General features: G+C 63.4%; 15 protein-coding genes. 14 read left to right on the top strand and 1 reads right to left on the bottom strand.

Translation table 11 applies throughout. The features are described 5' to 3' along the window. The first annotated feature begins 21 nt into the window (after nt 1-21). The 11 genes from sctJ (at nt 22) to sctC (ending at nt 12,310) form a co-directional block, all read left to right on the top strand. Nucleotides 22-813, top strand: a complete 792-nt coding sequence (gene sctJ / locus MMB74_RS21030; protein WP_277430592.1) for a type III secretion inner membrane ring lipoprotein SctJ — start codon at nt 22-24, stop codon at nt 811-813. After that, a complete protein-coding gene (locus tag MMB74_RS21025; protein ID WP_277430591.1) occupies nt 813-1,526 on the top strand; it encodes a type III secretion protein HrpB4 in 714 nt (237 codons plus the stop codon). Before sctJ ends, MMB74_RS21025 begins: the two co-directional genes overlap by 1 nt. Continuing rightward, nucleotides 1,511-2,260 carry a type III secretion system stator protein SctL gene (gene sctL, locus MMB74_RS21020; RefSeq protein ID WP_277430590.1) on the top strand — a complete coding sequence of 250 codons (750 nt, stop codon included), beginning with the start codon at nt 1,511-1,513 and terminating at the stop codon, nt 2,258-2,260. The genes MMB74_RS21025 and sctL overlap by 16 nt, the downstream gene beginning before the upstream one ends. Before the next feature lie 75 nt (nt 2,261-2,335). Continuing rightward, entirely contained in the window at nt 2,336-3,667 is a 1,332-nt protein-coding gene (gene sctN / locus MMB74_RS21015) for a type III secretion system ATPase SctN (protein WP_277430665.1), read from the top strand. 2 nt (nt 3,668-3,669) lie between these two features. Continuing rightward, nucleotides 3,670-4,182: a type III secretion protein SctO gene (locus tag MMB74_RS21010; RefSeq protein ID WP_277430589.1), complete on the top strand. Its 513-nt coding sequence runs from the start codon at nt 3,670-3,672 to the stop codon at nt 4,180-4,182. Nucleotides 4,183-4,201: 19 nt separating this feature from the next. Next, nucleotides 4,202-5,014: a type III secretion system export apparatus subunit SctT gene (gene sctT / locus MMB74_RS21005; RefSeq protein WP_277430588.1), complete on the top strand. Its 813-nt coding sequence runs from the start codon at nt 4,202-4,204 to the stop codon at nt 5,012-5,014. Nucleotides 5,015-5,236: 222 nt separating this feature from the next. Continuing rightward, nucleotides 5,237-7,150 carry a hypothetical protein gene (locus MMB74_RS21000; RefSeq protein WP_277430587.1) on the top strand — a complete coding sequence of 638 codons (1,914 nt, stop codon included), beginning with the start codon at nt 5,237-5,239 and terminating at the stop codon, nt 7,148-7,150. Between the two features lie 34 nt (nt 7,151-7,184). Further along, nucleotides 7,185-7,484: a hypothetical protein gene (locus tag MMB74_RS20995; RefSeq protein ID WP_277430586.1), complete on the top strand. Its 300-nt coding sequence runs from the start codon at nt 7,185-7,187 to the stop codon at nt 7,482-7,484. A gap of 143 nt (nt 7,485-7,627) precedes the next feature. Further along, nucleotides 7,628-8,659 (top strand): hypothetical protein, encoded by a 1,032-nt coding sequence (locus MMB74_RS20990; protein ID WP_277430585.1) that lies wholly within the window; start codon nt 7,628-7,630, stop codon nt 8,657-8,659. Nucleotides 8,660-8,925: 266 nt separating this feature from the next. Continuing rightward, a complete protein-coding gene (locus MMB74_RS20985) occupies nt 8,926-10,380 on the top strand; it encodes a helix-turn-helix transcriptional regulator (protein ID WP_277430584.1) in 1,455 nt (484 codons plus the stop codon). Nucleotides 10,381-10,465: 85 nt separating this feature from the next. Beyond that, the gene (gene sctC, locus MMB74_RS20980) at nt 10,466-12,310 is read left to right on the top strand and encodes a type III secretion system outer membrane ring subunit SctC (RefSeq protein ID WP_277430583.1); all 1,845 of its coding nucleotides are present in this window, start codon (nt 10,466-10,468) and stop codon (nt 12,308-12,310) included. Between the two features lie 34 nt (nt 12,311-12,344). On the opposite strand, the gene MMB74_RS20975 is transcribed toward sctC, so the two are convergent. Continuing rightward, nucleotides 12,345-13,316, bottom strand: a complete 972-nt coding sequence (locus MMB74_RS20975) for a response regulator transcription factor (protein ID WP_277430582.1) — start codon at nt 13,314-13,316, stop codon at nt 12,345-12,347. Nucleotides 13,317-13,703: 387 nt separating this feature from the next. Between MMB74_RS20975 and MMB74_RS20970 the strand changes: the two genes are divergently transcribed. Genes MMB74_RS20970 through MMB74_RS20960 form a run of 3 tightly spaced genes read left to right on the top strand, consistent with a single transcriptional unit; the run spans nt 13,704 to nt 18,057 of the window. Beyond that, nucleotides 13,704-14,804 carry an aromatic ring-hydroxylating dioxygenase subunit alpha gene (locus tag MMB74_RS20970; protein ID WP_277430581.1) on the top strand — a complete coding sequence of 367 codons (1,101 nt, stop codon included), beginning with the start codon at nt 13,704-13,706 and terminating at the stop codon, nt 14,802-14,804. Beyond that, nucleotides 14,801-16,669, top strand: coding sequence for a 2-succinyl-5-enolpyruvyl-6-hydroxy-3-cyclohexene-1-carboxylic-acid synthase (gene menD / locus MMB74_RS20965; RefSeq protein WP_277430580.1), 1,869 nt, complete (start codon nt 14,801-14,803; stop codon nt 16,667-16,669). Before MMB74_RS20970 ends, menD begins: the two co-directional genes overlap by 4 nt. Then, a complete protein-coding gene (locus tag MMB74_RS20960; protein ID WP_277430579.1) occupies nt 16,666-18,057 on the top strand; it encodes a polysaccharide pyruvyl transferase family protein in 1,392 nt (463 codons plus the stop codon). Before menD ends, MMB74_RS20960 begins: the two co-directional genes overlap by 4 nt.

Raw genomic sequence — 18,057 nt, 5'->3', positions numbered from 1 at the left:
CGGCACACGAGGAGGGGCACGATGGCGAGCGTCGCGCGCACCGGCATGCTGTGCATGACGTTCGCGGTGCTTGCTGCGTTGGCGGGCTGCAACAAGGAACTGTACGGCAATCTGTCGGAACGGGACGCCAACGAGATGGTCGTCGCGCTGTTGGAACAGGGGGTCGATGCGTCGAAGGACACATCGGACAACGGCAAGACCTGGACGCTCGAAGTGGACAAGGACCAGGTTCTGCGTGCGATGCAAGTGCTGCGCGCTCGCGGGTTGCCGCACAACAAGTACGACGATCTCGGCATGCTGTTCAAGAAGGACGGTCTCGTGTCGACTCCGACCGAGGAGCGCGTTCGTTTCATCTACGGCCTCGAGCAGGAGCTCGCGGCGACGTTGTCGAAAATCGACGGCGTGATCGTCGCCCGCGTGCAAATCGTGCTGCCGAACAACGATCCGCTCGCACAGCAGATCAAGCCTTCGTCGGCCTCGGTGTTCATCAAATACCGTTCCGATTCCGATGTGAACGCCTTGCTGCCGCAGATCAAGACGCTCGTGATGCACAGCGTCGAAGGCCTCACGTACGAAGCCGTCAGCGTGACTGCTGTCCCGGCCGATCCGCTGGACGTGTCGAAGGTGCCGCGGACGTCGTGGCCGGTGCGTCTGATTGCGGGCGCCGCGTTGGTCTTTCTCGTCTGCGCGGCAGGGTTGTACTTGTGGACGAAACGAGGCATTCCGGCGGCGGTTGAAAAAGAGGCGCTTCGCGCCAAGCTCAAAGCGCTGCTTGCGCGGATCCAGAACCGCAAATCTTCGTCGGCGACCTGATGGGCGCGCCCGCTATGTTTCCGTTCGCGCGGATGGCGGCTGCCTTTGCCGCGTATGAGCGCAATGTCCGCGACGCTGCGCGCTGGGCGCATCCGTCGTGGCTCGCCGCGGCGCTCGGCGTCGCGACCGAAGCGCTCGAGCCGTTGCGTCCCGCGCTCGCGAGCGCGGGACGCGCACGAATCGATGCGCTGTCGCGCTCGCTCACGAGCATGGCGGGCGTGCAGCCTCCCCCGCTGGATGCTTTGCGCGCGCCGAACTTGGCCGTGCTCGATGCATTGCCGCCGGAGTGGGGGCTGCGCGTTTTGCGGATGCGTGCGCTGATGCTGCGTCGCGCCGACGTGCGGCGCTTGATCGACAAGCGCAGCCGCCAGCAGCTTTCGGAATGGATCGGCATCCCGATCGACCGGCTCATGGAAGGCGCGCGCGACACGACGAGCGTGCCCGAGATCGCCCGCTCGACGGTTCGCTCGCCGGCGAGCGCGTTGGATACGCTCGACGCGCAAGCGCTGGCATGCGAGGGGAGCGCATTGCTCATGCGCGATGCGCCCGCCCACGCCGCGCCGTTTTCTCTGCTGTGCCTTGCGTTGCCGCGCGGTATGCGCTCGCCGTCATGGGTTCATGAAAGCGCTCGCGAGGTCGACGCCTTCGGCGCCGCTCGGCTCTTCGCACGGTTGCCAGAACTGATTCCGGAGTGGGCATGGTTATTTGGTTGAGATCGGATCGAGCCTTGCCGGATGCGCGGGTCGGGGCGCATGCCGACGTGATTCCGCGCGATGCGTTCGGTGCGTTGGTGGAGATCGACGAAGGCTACGCACAGCTCGCCGAGGACCGTGATGCCATTCTCACGCAGGCGCGGGAGGAAGCGCGGGCCATCGTCGATGCGGCGCACGCCGAGGCCGAGACGATCGTCGAACAGGCGCACCAGGAGTACGAATCCGCGGCGCAACGCGGCTATCAAGCGGGAGAGAAGCAAGCGTTGGCCGATTGGATGGATCGGCTTGCCGATGTGGGCGACGAGCAACGGCAGATTCAGACGAAGCTGCGCGAGCGTCTCGCGGAGATCGTCACGCTCGCCGTCGAGCAGATCGTGCGAGTGCAGCAATCGGAAACGCTGTTCGAGCGCGCATTGACGACGATCGACCGCATCGTCGAAGGCGCAACGTATTTACGCGTCAGCGTGAGCCCGGTCGACTACGAGAAAGCGTGCAGTGCGTTCGAGAAACTGTCGGCGCGCTGGCGCGAACTCGGGCGCCCGTTCCCGCTTTCGGTCGTGGCGGACAAGCGGCTCGAGGCGGGCAGTTGCATCTGCGAATCGGATTTCGGTTCGATCGATGCGAGCTTGACCACCCAATTGCGAGCGATGCGCTCGGCGGTGGCGCGTGCGCTCAAGCATTCGCTGCGCGAGCTGCACAACATTGCCGACGCTGCCGATGCGGCGGCGGACTGACCCCGATCGGACGATCCGATGGAAACGCCACAAATCGATTTCGCCGCGTTTGCCGTGCAGCCGAGCCAGCGGCGCATGCCCGCCGTGGAGGATTTAGCCGACGCGATCGAACGAGAGCTGCTCTCGGCGAGCAACGTCGCGCGTAGCGGCAAAGTTTTGGAGGTGATCGGCACGCTCATGAAAGTGGGCGGGCTCGACGTGAGTCTGGGCGAGTTATGCGAGCTTAGGTCGGCCAATGGCACGCTGCTGCAACATGCCGAGGTGATCGGCTTTACGCGCGATGTCGCGTTGCTGTCGCCTTTTGCGCGGCTTGGCGACGTATCGCGCTCGACACAGGTCATCGGGCTCGGGCGTCCGTTGTCTGTCCCGGTCGGCGACGCGTTGCTCGGCAGGGTGATCGACGCACTCGGGCATCCCATCGATGGCATGGGGCCGATCGAAGCGGACGAAGAAAGACCGGTGTTCGCCAATTCGCCGGACCCCATGAGCCGCCAGTTGATTGACGCGCCCTTGCCGACCGGCGTGCGTGTGGTCGACGGCATGATGACATTGGCGGAAGGTCAGCGCATGGGCATTTTCGCCCCGGCCGGCGTCGGCAAGAGCACGTTGCTGGGGATGTTCGCGCGCGGCACGCCGTGCGATGTGACCGTGATCGCGCTGATCGGCGAGCGCGGCAGAGAAGTGCGCGAGTTCGTGGAAATGATTCTCGGGCCCGAAGGCATGGCGCGATCGGTGGTCGTGTGCGCGACATCGGACCGATCGTCTATCGAGCGCGCGAAGGCAGCCTATGTCGCAACGGCCATCGCCGAGCATTTCCGCGATCAGGGCAAGCGGGTGCTGCTCATGATGGATTCGCTGACTCGTTTTGCCCGCGCCCAGCGGGAGATCGGGCTTGCGGCCGGCGAGCCGCCCGCGCGGCGCGGCTTTCCGCCTTCGATCTTCGCGGAGCTGCCGCGTTTGCTCGAACGTGCTGGCATGGGCTCGCACGGTTCGATCACCGCGCTCTACACGGTTTTGGCCGAAGACGAATCCGGCAGCGACCCCATCGCAGAAGAAGTGCGAGGGATCCTCGACGGCCACATGATCCTGTCGCGCGAGATCGCGGCGAAAAATCAATACCCTGCGATCGACGTCTTGGGAAGTCTGTCCCGCGTGATGCCGCAAGTGACGTCGGCCGACCATATGCGCGCCGCCGCACGCGTACGTGAGCTGCTTGCCAAGTATCGCGAAGTCGAGATGCTGTTGCAGATCGGCGAATACAAGCCGGGGGGAGATCCGGTTGCCGACGAAGCGGTGAGCAAGATCGACGCGATTCGCGCCTTCTTCTCTCAAGGGACGGGGGAGTTCGCCGCTGCCCAGGATACGCAGGCGCGGTTATTCGCGCTCGCGGGCAGCCGGAGCCGTTGAAGATGCCCTCTACCGATCGACGCACCGCCGCGCTAGAGCGGACCGTCGAGCGCCGCACGCAGCTCGAGGAGACATTGCGAGCGAAGCTGGCGTCTCAACGCGAGGAGCATGCGATGCTCGAAGCGCAGCGCGACGCCAAGCGCGAAGCGGTGCGTCATGAAAGCGATCTCCTGCAGGCTTACCGCGACCGCATCGCGCGCATGATGTGCGGCGACGAGGCGTTTTCGCTCGCGGACATGAACGCGAGCATGCGGTACACGGAGATCGTCGAGCAGCGGCTACGGGAGTGCGAAAAGGCGTTGGCCGAGGCCGAACAGATCGTGCGCGCGCACGAGGACGAGGTCGCCGCCACGATCCGTGCGATTGCGGGAAACCGTGGGCGCATCGACCTTTGCAAAGAGCGCATCGAGGATATCGAGCGCATGCGCGCGAACGCCGCAAACGACGCCGCGGACGAAGAGGCCGAAGAGGCGGTGCTTGCACGAATGCGCTTGGCTGAAGGACCCACCGTATGACGCAACCCATGAGTCACGAATGAACGACAGCTTGACGACACTTTCGCAGCTCGGTATCACGCTGACACAAGCCTTCACGGTGTTGGGGCTGTGTTCGTTGCGGCTCTATGTGATGTTGTTCATCTTTCCGCCCACGTCCGACAGCATCCTGCAGGGCGTCGTGCGCAACGGGATCGTGTTGCTGTTCAGTTCGTTCATTGCCTATGGGCAGCCTGAATCGATGATGGCGACGTTATCCAACCTGGCGCTCGTGGAAATCGCCGTCAGAGAGATCGTGATTGGACTGGTATTGGGTTTTGCCGCCTCGACCGTGTTCTGGGTGGCGGAGGCGGCCGGCATTTATGTCGACGATCTGACCGGGTACAACAACGCGCAGATGATGAATCCCTTGCACCAGGAACATTCGACGCCGACCGGCACTTTGCTGGCGCAGGTGGCCGGGGTCGCATTCTGGGCGCTGGGAGGGATGACGTTTCTGCTGGGGGTGTTGTACGAGTCTTATCAATGGTGGCCGCTCACGTCGAGTACCCCTGTGGCGGCGAGCGTGCTCGAGAGTTTCGTATTGCGGCAGACCGACACTTTGATGGAGACCACGGCGAAGCTTGCCGCACCGATGTTGTTCATTTTGGTGCTGGTGGATTTTGCATTCGGATTTATTTCGAAGTCCGCCGAGAAACTCGATTTGATTAGTTTGGCGCAACCGGTCAAGGGCGCTTTGACAGTTCTAATGCTCGCGCTCTTTATCGGCATCTTCATCAATCAGGTGAAAGATCAGTTGGTATTGAAGGGCCTCGGCCCGCAATTGAAAGCCATGTCGAGTTCGGCCAAGTAGCAACACACTGAGCAAGTCAGACCGTTCCTTCGGTGTATTAGGCACTGCTTCGCGCTCCCACCCACTGTCGAACCTTGAGCATGGCATCGTTCAGCTTATGCCATTGCGGTAGCGTCGAGGCGGCTCTGAATTGGGCCTTCGTCAAATGGAAAGAGTCTTTGTTTGGGAGACGGGTGCAGTATGCGTACCTCAGGAAATCATCGCCCGCATTCCGCGGGAACTTTGCGTCCGGTTCAAGGAACGGGGGCGGGCGGCTCTGCCGGCGCCGACAATAACGCTCCAGCCGGCGATGCCACGCAATTGCAGGAGTCCAATGCGTTAGGCGCCTTGCGAGGCGTAGCGGGAAGCGCCGTCGGCCGGCGTTTCTCGGCCGGCGCGGCGCGCACGCGTGGTGCGGCGACGGAGCGTGGCGATGACGTCGCGGCCGGTAGCGCTTCGGCCGGCGCTGAGAGCGAGCACTTGCTCGCCATACTCGGCGAAGAGCTCACGAAGCTCGGATACGATGTCTCGAGTCACGACGACGTGAAGCGGCTTCTGACGCTCGAGTCTCCGCTGTCGGACGGCGCCGTCGGGACGCTGCGCAGCCGCGTGCTCGAAGATCCGGATCTGCGCGGCGAAGCGGGTGCAAAGCTGCGCCACTATTCCGCAGAGGCCCTCGCCAAGGGTGTGAGCAACCCCGAGGACAGGCTGTTGCGGCTTGAAATGCTGATGTTGGCAGCGCCCGAGGCCACCCGCTCATCCTTGATGCATGCGATACGGGCGGATCTTCAGGCCCGGTCGGAGGAGATCCGGACGCGCCTGTCCGAGCGGGAGTTTTTCATTCCGCAGGTGACGATCGGGGGCGGCCCGCAAGGGCAAACGATCGCCCATTGCTCGCATGAGTTCGGGTTCGCGGACTACAATTTGGTCGTCGACGCATCCAGTAGCGGCGACGGCAACTTCGGCTCGGTGCGGATGCATCTGCTGAACAGCGAAACGCGCGGTGGCTATGCGGGCAGCGATCACGCCGCGTTCGGCAACCCAATGCGCTCGCAAAATCCGCTGCACGGTAGTCCCGTGCAAGTCGAGGATTTGAACCCCGATCTCTATCCGACAGCCGCCGATATCGGCGATGCGGCGGCAATCGGCTTGTATGCCGCATCGAGAAAGGGCTCGCCGGTTCTCGTCAATACGGTCGTCACCGATATCGAGGAAGTGGAAAACAAGCAAGGACGGTATCGCGTTACGATGCGGGATAACGCGTCGGGCCGGACGGTGCATGTGCTGACCGATCACGTCATCGACGCCACCGGGTTGGGGCGGCCCAGCGTGCCATTGAAAGATCCGGCTTCCAAAGCGTACATCGACGATCAAACGGCGCGGCTCACGGCTTTGAGAGAAAGAGCGCTGCCGAATCAAGCGGTGATGCACAGTGAGGACATGCTGCGCGCCACGGTCGATGCGCCGGACGAGCACATTTTGGATATCGTGCGCGCGGCGCCGGGCGACATCACGGTCGTCGGCTGGGGCGACTCGTCCAAGACCCCGTTGCTGCGCATCCGCGAGGTTGCCGAGAAAGCGGGCCTGTCGATGCGGGAGCTGCTTGGCAATCGCAAGATCGTGTGGATTGGCCCGAAGAGTCGCGAGGACATCGATAACGGATTGTGGGGACCCTATGCAGGGCTCAAACCGTATTTCGATGAAGGACTTGTTCAGGTGCAACCAGGGCGGCTCGAAACGATCACGGCGGGGGAGGGAACCGGGCAATCCGAGCTGGGGGTGCGCAACAAGGATGGCAGCTTACATAAGCTGCAAAGCGGGCGAGTGATTCTGGCGATGGGCATGAAGTCGGCAAGCGCGAATTTTATGAGTAAGCTTGCGTCTAAATTGACGCCGGAAATGAAAGTGCCGGTGCACGGTGACGATCCGGCGTTCGATGAGAGCGCGCTGTGTACGCGTTTGCACGTAGACGGCAAAGCGCACGACGTCTTCTTCGTCGGCATGGCCTCTGGACTGCAGCGGCCCGGTAATACTTCATATCTAGAGTTTTTCGGCTGGAAGACGCGGCAGTTCATTACGCAGCATCTCGCGCCGAAGCTCAAAGAGATGGATTTGACCAGAGTTGAAAAGCTGGTTCCGCGCGAAGCGACGGCGTAGACGAGCGGCACGGCAGGTTGAACCATAAAGGCAGATGATGACGAATACCTATTATTTGAGAGACGGCACGCCGACGGATGCGAATACGTGGCGGGCGTTGCAAGGCGATGCGAGCTACGCGCAAGTCGAGAAGACCACGCTGCCGAACGGCCGTTGGATTTCGACCATTTGGCTGGGCATCCAGTATGAAAGCCCATCTGATCCCGGCGCCCTCGAACTGTTCGAATCGGTCGTGTTCGACGTCGACACGCAACAACCGCTCGCGAGCGTGCGGCATGCGACCGAAAGCGAAGCGCGCGAAGGCCACCAGCGTTTGGTCAAAGAGTGGGCGTGAGCTCGCGCGGCGGCGCACTTGCGAGTAGCGCCGCGTAGTCCAACGCGAGGGGTTCGCCGGACCTTCCGGCGCTTCGCATCACCTTGGCTGTTTTACGTAGGAATGTCGTAGCTTACGCGCATACCCTATGTGGATGGACAGCCATGGACAAAAACATCAAGCGGGACGCTCCGCGCTGGAACAGCGGCAACGCCGAGCTGCCCTCGCAGGCAGAGGGCCGTCGTTCGAAGGACGTGCGTCCACTACCGGTCAACCCGTCCCGGTCACGCAGTTTATCGGGGCTTGCGGGCTACGAAGAAACGAATGCCGCGCGAACGCTCCACGACGAGCAAAGCGACGGGACCCAGGGCAGGCGCTCGTCGAGCGCGCCGCCGGCAGGCGGCTCTCGCCGCCGCGCGCTTTCAGCCGCTCCGTCGGGCAATCATCGGGCGCTCGAAGCCAAGAAGGGACCGATAGATCGCTTCGCCGAGGAGCAGATCGCACGGTTGAATGCGGAACTGGATGCCGCGGGGGCAGGCGTCTTATCCGCTACCCATGGCGCGCCGAGGTTGGCCGCGCGCGCGAGTCGATCGGAACCGCCGATCGCGGGTTCGCGGGAATTGCCGCTGAACCCGTTTATCCACACGACGCCGAACAGCTACGAGCCGTTTGTGGAGAAAGATCCGGCGCTGCCGCAAGACGCAGGCAGCGACGGTTCGAGGCTGGATAGCCGCGAGGCGTTGGAGTCGGCTGCGCGGCAAGTCTCGGCAATCGTCGATGACCTCGACGTGCAACTGCGTCAAACACGACTTGCGGCATCCAAGGCGCTGCCACAGCGCAAGACCGCTCGCAACCCGGTGGCGCAGACCGAGCCAGTCCGGGCCGATGCGCGTCGGCAATTGCCACCTGGCCTCGACGCGCGCACTGCATTCGACGAGGTCCGCCCGGGCCAGATGGATGCCTATGAGACACGGATCTTCGGCCTTCGCGAAGCATGGGAGCTTGCCCAGCATGCGACGCGAGCGGTCAAGCGTGCGCTCAATGCCGCGCCATCCGGGCAAGGGCCGGAATCCGGCACCCCTGAAGTGCAGCGCTTCGCCGAGGAACTCGCGGGGCAAGCAAAGCATGCATTGACGCAGTTATATCAAGCAGTGGAAGCCGTCCCAAAGATGCCTAGCGATGGGCCTGTTTCGTAGTTTCAAGGTCCGGCGTCGGCACGTTTTACGGCATTTCTCGAACAATCCTCAATCCTTCTCAATTTCACGGAGGTAATCAGATTTGTTGAGGGATATACAAATCGCATTTCGCTAAATTAGGCGAATGCGATCGGTTGCACCTTGTGGGTTGCACTCTCGGTCGCGCTGCTGACTCAGCGAATCGAAATGCCGTGAGCGCCGCTTCTCTTTCGCGTGCGCTCACGCCATCGACGCGCGAGCGTGGCACATTCACGAGGAGTTGCGCGATGTTTACGGCCGCCTATTTCCCTCTCGCGTCTGCACTTACGGTGCGAGGCCTGCCCGACGGATTTCTCGACAAGCTGTGCGAAGGCAATTTCAGTGCAGCCCGTACCCAGGCGAGCCGCTGGCTCGAAGGCGGGCACCGGAGCGAGGAGCTGCCGTGGTTGCTGCAGCTTCGTGCCGACCTGGAAATGGTGAGCGGGATCGGCGACGAATTGGAGGAGCAATATCGACGCGCACAGAAAGCGATTCGCTCGCCCCGCTATGCGATTCGAGCCGCATCGTGCCGCAACGCGGGCTGGCAAGCCTTCTTTCGGCATCGGCTCACCACCTCGTTCTCGTGCTTCACGCGCGTCATGGACGAGAAGGAGATCCATCCACTGCTGCAATTGGAAGCGCGCTTCGGCATCGTTTGCACGCTGCACCAGCTTGGCCGCTCCGGCGATGCGTCCGATGCGTTGGACGAGTTGGCGCAATTGGTCGACGCGTCGAACGAGAGTGGCGCGACTCATTGGCGCGATCTGATCGCGACATTGCGCTTCGATCTCGCCGTGCAGCGAGAGCTGCTCGCCTGCGCGCCGCTCGTCGATCATGTCTATTGGCGATCGGGGATGGTCGATGCGCGTCCATCGACCGGTGCGGCTGCGGGCGATAGCGCCGACATCTGCGAAGCGCAGGCCATGCGTGTCGCTACGCCGCTGCTGCGCCAGCGCATCGGTTACCTGCGCGACCTGCGCGAGCTCGCTGCCGGCAGCCGTGCGGCGATGGAAGGCGTGATCGCGCATTTGAACTGGGCGCAGCGCGCCGGATTGAACGAGTACGCTTGCACCACTCGGCTCGAGGTCGTACTCGCGGCGCTTGCGTTGGAGGCGCCGCAATTGGCCGAGATGCTGATGGAGCCGCTTCATCGCGTCGATTACGCGGGCGCCATTGGACGGCGTCAGCTCGAGTATTTGTACTGCGTCTCGAAGTTGCGCCAAGCGCAGGGGCGAGCACGCGAATCGATGCAGTACTACAGCCGCTACGCATTGATCACCACGCAATGCTTGCGCGACGACGCATTGGCGATCGCGCCGTTTGCGAATCGTGCCGCCCGCACGGCGCCGCAGCTGGACGACGTCGGCGCAAGGCTGCCGGCAAAATACCGGCGCGCATATCGTTATCTGCAAGAGAACCTGGATCGCCACGACCTATCGGTGCGCGAGGTGGCCGCCGAGGTTGGCGTCACCGAACGCGCCTTGCAGAACGCCTTCAAAAACTTCCTTGGCTTGTCGCCGACCGAATTGATTCGGCGTCAACGCATGGAGCGCATTCGCGCCGAACTATTGAACGACCCCGCGGTGAGCGATCGCAACGTATTGGACGCGGCGACCAAGTGGGGCGTGCATAACCGTTCGACGCTCGTTAGCGGTTATCGCCGGCAGTTTCAAGAAGCACCTTCCGAAACGCTAGAACGATAAGCCCGGCAGTCCGGCGCAAGGCTATCGCGGTTCATTTGCAACGCCGCGGCGTGGGTGTCGCGGTTCACTTTCGATCGGGGAAACAATGAAGCAAAAACGGCTCATGTGCGCAGCCTGGGCGGCGGCGTGCCTTTCGTTGGTCGGTGCGGGAACCGTCGCCGATGCCGCGGCGCCCATCAAATGGCATGGCAACATGGTTCACGTGGTGGCGGAGGGGCGAGACCTAAAAGACGTATTGCGCGATTTCGCCGCCGGCCAGGGGGTGCCCGCGACAATTTCGAGCGACGTGCACGGCACGGTCACGGGGCATTTCGATATGTCGCCTCAGCGCTTTCTCGACACGCTTTCATCGACCTTCGGCTTGGTGTGGTTCTACGACGGCGTCGTGCTGTCGATCAGCGATGTCAATACCGTGACGCGTCAGGTGATCAAGCTCGATCACGCCAGCACCGACGATCTGAATAGCGCGCTCGTGCAACTGCATATCGAGAGCCCGCGTTTCCCCATCGTCTATGACGCGAGTCAAGGCACGGCGCTCGTGAGTGGACCGGCGCCCTATGTGCAACTCGTGGCCGAAGTCGCGAAACGGCTCGACCAAAACGCCGATCAGCGCACCGGCTCGGTGATTCGCGTCTTCAAGCTGCAGCACGCATGGGCGGCCGATCATAAAGTCGAGATAGATGGCAAATCCGTGACCGTGCCGGGCGTGGCGAGCGTGCTGTCCAACATGTATCACCCGAAAGGCGCGAATGGCGCGGGGCCTGGGGCGCTCGGCGGATTCGATTATCGGGCCGCCAAGGAACCGACGATGCAGCGCATGCAGCCCATGCAAGATGTGAGCGGCAGCGCTGCCGGCAACGGCCTGACCGCAGGCATCAATCCGCCATTGCCGAACGCCATGCCGAGCAACGGCAGCTTCGGGACGGGGCTGTCGGGCCTGCTGAGCGGCATGGGAGCGGGGGGCGGCGCTGCGTCCGGCATGCCGATGCTGTCGGGTCTTTCCAACACGCTTTACGGCGGCGACGGCAGCAGCGCTAGCGCCGCCTACTCTGGAAGCGGACCGCAATCGTTGCCGGTGATCGAAGCCGATCCTCGAACGAACTCCGTCTTGATTCGCGATGTGCCGCAGCGCGAGGGGCAGTATCAGGGGTTGATCGACAAGCTCGACGTGAAGCCGAAATTGATCGAAATCGAAGCGCACATCATCGAGATCGACGACAACGCGCTCAAGCAGATCGGCGTCGACTGGCGCGCGCACAACAGTCACGTCGATTTGCAGACAGGCACCGGCATGACGCAACAAAACGGCTACAACGGCAATATCCAACCGACGTTCGGCACACAGACCTTGGCGGACGGCACGACCGTCATCGATACGACGCCCGCGGGCGCCTCGCTCACGGCAGTGCTCGGCAATGCGGGCCGTTATCTGCTCACGCGGATCGATGCGCTCCAACAGAGCGATCTGGCACGGATCGATGCAAGTCCGAAGGTCGCGACGCTGAACAACGTCGAGGCGATCATGGACAACCAAACACGCTTCTTCGTGCGCGTGTCGGGTTATACGTCCGCCGATCTTTACAGCGTGTCGACGGGCGTCTCGCTGCGCGTGCTGCCACTCGTCGTCGAAGAGAACGGCCAAATGCAGATCAAGCTGAACGTGCATGTCGAAGATGGCTCGTTGACTGGTCAGAGCGTCGACAACATCCCCATCATCACGACGAGCACGATCAATACCGAAGCCTTCGTGGGGCAGGGCGAGAGCTTGCTGATCGGCGGCTACCGGCTCGACAGCGCGACCAACGGCGAATCCGGTGTACCGGGGTTATCGAAGATACCGCTCATCGGCGCGCTGTTTCGCACGCGGAACAATCAGCACAGCCACATGGAGCGCCTGTTCCTCTTGTCGCCGCGCATCATCGAGTTCTGAGTCTTTGCACGCGGCGGCGTCTAGCGAAGGAGGATTAACTGCCGCGGCGATACGGCGAACGTGAAACTTCGGGCCATGTGAGACACATGGCCTTCGCCGTGCCGGCGCTGCACGCCGCGCGCACGGCCGCCGCTGCCGGATCGGGCCACGACGGCGCATTGCGCGCGGTCTCGCTGTCGGCGGGATGGATTTCCGCACAGGCTGCGTGATGGGGCGCGCGTTCGGTTTTCTCCGCGCGCGGTGCGAGGGGAGTGACATTGCTCGGTGCGAGCGCCACGGTTGAGATATCCGGCGCGACCGGCTCGACGTCTTTGACCTCGGACATTTCGACGCGATAGCCATGGGCATACATCGTGCGCAGATGGATGCCATGCTGGCCGCTCAGATCGAGCTTCTTGCGCAGCTTGTAGATGTGCTGTTCCAGCGTGCGTCCAACGATATCTTCCGAGCTGCTCCATACGGCGCCCGCGATGTGGCGGCGGCTTGCGTATTCGCCGGGACGCGAGAACAGCAGCCACGCAATCGCGAACTCACGCGTGGTGAGCCGGATGGGTTCCCCTTCCACGAATACGGTGCAGGTGCGGCGGTCCAGTCGATAAGCGCCGTACTCGAGGCAGTCGTCGGCATCGCCGGGCTGAGCAGGCTGAAAGCGCCGCAACGCGATATGCACGCGCAACGCCAGCTCGCGTGGATCGATGGGGGAGAGCACGACATCGTCGGCGCCCGCATCGACCAGTTGCGCGATGCTGTTTCGATCGTCGGATGCGCCCACCACGATGAGTGGTGCACGACGGTCGGCATAGCAGGCGCGCCGAGCCAGAACCGGAAGCATAGGATCGATGCCCGCGGCCGCGTCGACCAGGATTGCCCCGTAGTCCTCGCGATACACCGCGCGCGCAAGCGCGACGTGATCGTCAAACCGGCTGCACTGCGTGCCCTCTGCTTCGAGGCATTGGCAGATCAAGCTGAACAAGGCGGCGTCTTGGGTCATTACTGCGAGCATCATTTTTCCTCCGTGTGAATCCGATCGCCAGCCGGACTCCCTCGCAAAGAGAACTGCAACCCGGCGATCGAGTTCGGAGCGAACGACGCCATAGTAGAGGTGCCGCATTTATCATGTTTGTAACCGTTTGTAGCATGCCGGGCATTGCACGAAATCGGTAAAGTTTTGCCATCGCCACGATAAAAACCGGTATTTATTCCGGTCAGCTTATTGTTAGCCTTTTGAGTGAAATGGGCGAATCTGAGATAAGGCAATCTACTGTTTTTCGTAGGAAAACCAATCTGAGAATTGTTGAACGTATTGCCACGGCGCATCCTTATCATGGACGCCACGGATATGCCGCCGCAGATGGCTCGATCGAGCGCGGCAATTGACGCGGAGTTCACTCGTATGGCGTTTCTTCACGATGCTTGGTATGTCGCTGCCTTCAGCAAGGAGGTCACGGCTGGCTCGCCGTTTTCGCGCACACTGCTCGATCGTCCGATCGTGCTTTACCGAGACGAACACGGCGCGGTGGTCGCACTCGACGATCGTTGCCCGCATCGCTTTGCCCCATTGTCGCGCGGGCGCGTCGTCGACGGCGCGCTCGAGTGTCCGTATCACGGGTTGCGCTTTGGCGCGACGGGCAATTGCGTGTTCAATCCGCATGGCGATGGCAAGCTGCCCCCGGCCGCGACGGTACGTCGATACCCCACGCGCGAGCGTTATGGTGCGGTTTGGATTTGGCCGGGGAAACCGGAGCTTGCCGATAACGTGCCGCTGCGAGATTTCCCATTTCTCGATCCGGACCATTACTTCACGAGCGAAGGTTATCTGCTCACGCAGGCCAACTATCAATTGAGCGCGGATAACCTTCTCGACTTGAGCCACTTTCAATACTTGCATCCGGACACGCTCGGCAGCGACGCCATGGCGCGCGCCACGCTGCGCCACGCCGACGACGGCGACAAAGTGTGGGTGTGTCGCGAAACGAGCGCGGAGATGCTGCAGCCGTTCGTTGCGCAAGCATTCAGCGTGGCGCCGGGCAAGCGAGCCGATCGCGGGCTCGATGTGCGCTGGGAGCCGCCTGGTCTCTTGACCATCGTCGTTCGCGTGCGCGAAACGGATGCGCCGCTCGAAGCGACGCGAGTCGGCATATCGGCGCATTGGCTGACGCCGGAAACGGAGGCGAGCACGCACTACTTTTTTGCATTCGGCCTGCCGCGCGAAATGGGCGAGGCAGGCGCGGCGCTCGTGCAAACCTCGGTCGAGGGCTTGATGAAGCCGTTCCGGGACGAAGATTTGCCGATGCTCGAGGCTCAGCAGCGGGCCATCGGGACGCGCGAGTTTTGGGCCATGCGTCCCGTGATGCTGTCGATCGACGCCGGGGCGATCCGCGCGCGACGGATCATGGAGCGCCTGATCGCGAACGAATCGGCCGCGGGCGATGCCGGTGTCTCCGACGCCACGCAGCGCGTGCTCGCGCGAGCGGAGATGGAGGCGGGTCGATGAGCGAGTCCGCCGCGGTTTTGCGCAGCGACGTGGACGACTGCAGGCGGTCGACACCGCTGTCGTTGAACGAAGTGTGGCTGCGATGCATCGTCGACGCGGTGAGTGAGTTTGGCGTCCGGCGCGTGGTGCTGTCAGGTGGAGCGCGCGCATCGCTGCTGTGCATCCTGTTGGACGCCGACGCACGCATGATCGAGCGGGTGAACGCGGTCGACGAACGCAGCGGCGCGTTCATTGCGCTAGGCATGGCGAAAGCCACCGACGAACCGGTCGCGATCGTCACTACGTCCGGCTCTGCGGTCGGCAATCTGGTTCCGGCGCTGATCGAGGCCGAGGCATGCCATCTCCCGCTCGTGGTGCTGAGCTGCGATCGGCCACGGCATTTGCGCGGCGCGGGATTCGGCCAGATGTGCGATCACATCGGGGCGTGCCGGGCATTCGTGCGCAGCCAACTGGACTTGCCCGATCCCATCGACGAGCCCGGGGCGATTGCCAGGATGAAAGAGGATGTGGCGCGCGCGGTGGCGGCGTGCGTCGACGGGCCAGTTCATGTCAACCTGCCGCTCGAGGGCATGTTCGATTCGAGCGAACCTTCTCCCGTGAGCACGCCTACGCGCGAAGCCGCAGCTTGCGCGGGCGCGCAGCCGAAGCGTTGGGATCCGCAGGGCCGGCGCAAGCCGGGCGCCGGCCAGACGCCTGGTGAGATCGTCGCGCGCGTGCTCGCGCGTTCCTCTCGCGGCAGCGGGCCGCTGCGCGGACTGATCGTCGCCGGGCCGGATCCCGCGGTTGCACCCGGCGCGATTCTCGAAATGGGGCGCGCGACCGGGTTTCCGATTCTCGCGGATGCGTCGAGCGGCGTGCGCGCGGGCCTGGCCGGTCACCGGCATGGCGACGCGCTGGTCGTCAATGGCTTCGATGTCCTGGCCCAGCGTTCGCCGCTAGCGAAATATCCGCCCGAATTGATCGTCCGTCTCGGCCTTGCGCCCGTCTCGCCACCAGTTCTTGCGTATCTGAGCGCGCACCCCGCGCCGACCATCAAGGTCGCGCGTGGCGTTTGCGAGCGTGACTATCTGCATCCGACGCTCGATCCGCGAGATGTGCTCGTTGCGCCGTCTGCGCGCGATCTTGCGATGCTTGGCGATGCGTTGATCGAGCACGTGAGCGGTGGCGCCCCCGATGCGGTGGAAGCGGGGTGCGTCACGCGTGAATGGCGCGACGCCTGGGCCGCGCTTGCCGAGCGCGGGCGTTCGATTCGACAGGCGCTCGTGCAAGCCCTGCCTTGGGGAGAGGTCGCGGCCGCCCAGGAGATTTTCGCTACGCGCGACTTCGCATTCGTTCACATCGGCAACTCACTGTCGGTGCGGCACGCCGATATCCTCTACGATAATCGCGAAGAGGCGCAGACGTGCTACGTCAGTCGCGGCGTATCCGGTATCGACGGCACCTTGTCGACTTTTTTCGGTGAAGCCATCGGGCGCGGCGACACGGGGCTGCTCGTGATTGGCGACCAGGCTTTTTTGCACGATTTGCCGGCTTTGAGTAGCGCACAGCGACTGAGCACGCCGGCCTGCGTTTGCGTGATGCACAACCGTGGCGGGGCGATCTTCGATTTTCTACCCGTATCGACCGCGCCGGGCTTCGAGCGAGCCATCCGCAATCCGTATCGCATCGATTTCGACGCGCTGGCGCGGGGCTTCGGGCTCGCCTATGCGCACGCCAAGGATCGGTTATCGCTGAGGCAGGCCCTTGCGGCGGGCCGCGCTCATGCGGGCGTCACGATCGTCGAAGTCGATGTGCCTGTGCATTCGGCCGTCGAACAGTTGGGTGTGCTCGCTAGCACGCTCGCGCAACCGACGCAGATGCGATGAGCGCACCGATATCCGAGATATCCGAGCTCGCCGATCGGCGATCGGCCGCATCCCTTGCGGCGCTGCAACGCTACGAGCGTGCGGATGAACCCGAGGCCGTGTTCCTTGCGGATATGCTCGCGCGCATCGAGTCCGCACGCGCTCGCTCGCGCCGCGAAGGATTCGCCCGCGCGTCGCGAGGAACCGGTCCGGACAGACCCTTGCGCGTGCTGTTGCTCAGTTATGCCGGCGCGGGCAACACCGGCGCGGATCTACGTACGATCGAAACGATTCGCCAATTGCATCATCTGTTTGCGCCGCGCCGGCTGGAGCTCGAGCTGTTCGTGCTCGGCGGCCTGCTCGATCATCCCGTGTTGGCGTCGGTCCGCAAAATGCCGCTGCATGCCCCTTACATACCCGATGCGCTCGACTACGCGATGCCGGCGTATGACCTCGTGATCAACGTCGAGGGGTCGACGTACACGTCGAAGTTTTCAGACGCGCTCGCGGGCATCCTGATCGGCGGCGTGGCGCTTGCTGTCGCCCATGGGAGCCGCGCTTTCGCGTACGGGGTGGACAGCGGCAAGATGACCGGCGCGCTCACTCGCTTTGCGCAGCAGAGCGCGGACGGCGTCGACATCCTCTGCCGGAACGAGTCGGCCCGGCACGATCTGGCCGCGCTCGGTATTGCCGCTCGTTCGGGCGCGGATTGCGCATGGACGTATGTGCCCTTGCGCACGGCATGCGTTGCGGGACTCGGCGAGAAGGTCGTGGCTTTATGCCCGACCAATCCGTTCTGGTGGCCGGTGACCGCGCGCGCTGCGCCGAGCGCGGCGGACTCGGCCGAAGACATCGGTACTCCGCCTCGTTATGCCGGCGCTTATTTCCACACGTGGGACAGGGAGCGCGCATTCGCGTACCGCGAGTACGTCATGCGTTTCGCGCGGATCGCGGTGCAATTGCGCGCCCGAGGCTTCTCGCCCGTGCTGGTCGCGATGGAGCAGCTAGATCGTCCCGCGTGCGCCGACATTGCGGCGCAGCTCGACTTCCAACCGCCGATCGTCGCGCGCGGTGTCGCGGCGCTCGAGGATGTCGCCGGCGTCGTTGCGCACGCGAGCTGCGTGGTGACGACGCGATATCACGCGGCGGTGCTGGCGCTGTCGCGCGGCGTGCCGGTGTTCGGCCTGACGTTGGACGAACGCGTGGAACGGTTGCTGACGGAGGCGGGCCTAGACGGGTGGTATGCCGCCTGCAGCGATGCCGACGGTGACGAGAAGGCGCTCGCGCGGCTGTTCGACGATAGGCAAGATTGGCCCGCGTTGCGGGCGCATTGTTTGGCGTTTGCGAACGGCGAGCGAGCGCGCTTCGCGCAGATGGGCGCCGAGTTGGCCGCTGCCATGGCGCGATGA

It is taken from the genome of Trinickia sp. Y13, assembly GCF_029522115.1.
Classification (GTDB): domain Bacteria; phylum Pseudomonadota; class Gammaproteobacteria; order Burkholderiales; family Burkholderiaceae; genus Trinickia.
This window is presented reverse-complemented; position numbering and strand designations above follow the sequence as displayed.

Bases quoted from the DNA above. Each gene is read 5' to 3' on its own strand.
- MMB74_RS20995 (WP_277430586.1), top strand. From the start codon at position 7,185: ATGATGACGAATACCTATTATTTGAGAGACGGCACGCCGACGGATGCG.
- sctJ (WP_277430592.1), top strand. From the start codon at position 22: ATGGCGAGCGTCGCGCGCACCGGCATGCTGTGCATGACGTTCGCGGTG.
- menD (WP_277430580.1), top strand. From the start codon at position 14,801: ATGAGCGAGTCCGCCGCGGTTTTGCGCAGCGACGTGGACGACTGCAGG.
- MMB74_RS21010 (WP_277430589.1), top strand. From the start codon at position 3,670: ATGCCCTCTACCGATCGACGCACCGCCGCGCTAGAGCGGACCGTCGAG.
- MMB74_RS20975 (WP_277430582.1), bottom strand. From the start codon at position 13,316: ATGATGCTCGCAGTAATGACCCAAGACGCCGCCTTGTTCAGCTTGATC.
- MMB74_RS20990 (WP_277430585.1), top strand. From the start codon at position 7,628: ATGGACAAAAACATCAAGCGGGACGCTCCGCGCTGGAACAGCGGCAAC.
- MMB74_RS21025 (WP_277430591.1), top strand. From the start codon at position 813: ATGGGCGCGCCCGCTATGTTTCCGTTCGCGCGGATGGCGGCTGCCTTT.
- sctL (WP_277430590.1), top strand. From the start codon at position 1,511: ATGGTTATTTGGTTGAGATCGGATCGAGCCTTGCCGGATGCGCGGGTC.
- sctN (WP_277430665.1), top strand. From the start codon at position 2,336: ATGCCCGCCGTGGAGGATTTAGCCGACGCGATCGAACGAGAGCTGCTC.
- MMB74_RS20985 (WP_277430584.1), top strand. From the start codon at position 8,926: ATGTTTACGGCCGCCTATTTCCCTCTCGCGTCTGCACTTACGGTGCGA.
- MMB74_RS20960 (WP_277430579.1), top strand. From the start codon at position 16,666: ATGAGCGCACCGATATCCGAGATATCCGAGCTCGCCGATCGGCGATCG.
- MMB74_RS20970 (WP_277430581.1), top strand. From the start codon at position 13,704: ATGGCGTTTCTTCACGATGCTTGGTATGTCGCTGCCTTCAGCAAGGAG.
- sctC (WP_277430583.1), top strand. From the start codon at position 10,466: ATGAAGCAAAAACGGCTCATGTGCGCAGCCTGGGCGGCGGCGTGCCTT.
- sctT (WP_277430588.1), top strand. From the start codon at position 4,202: ATGAACGACAGCTTGACGACACTTTCGCAGCTCGGTATCACGCTGACA.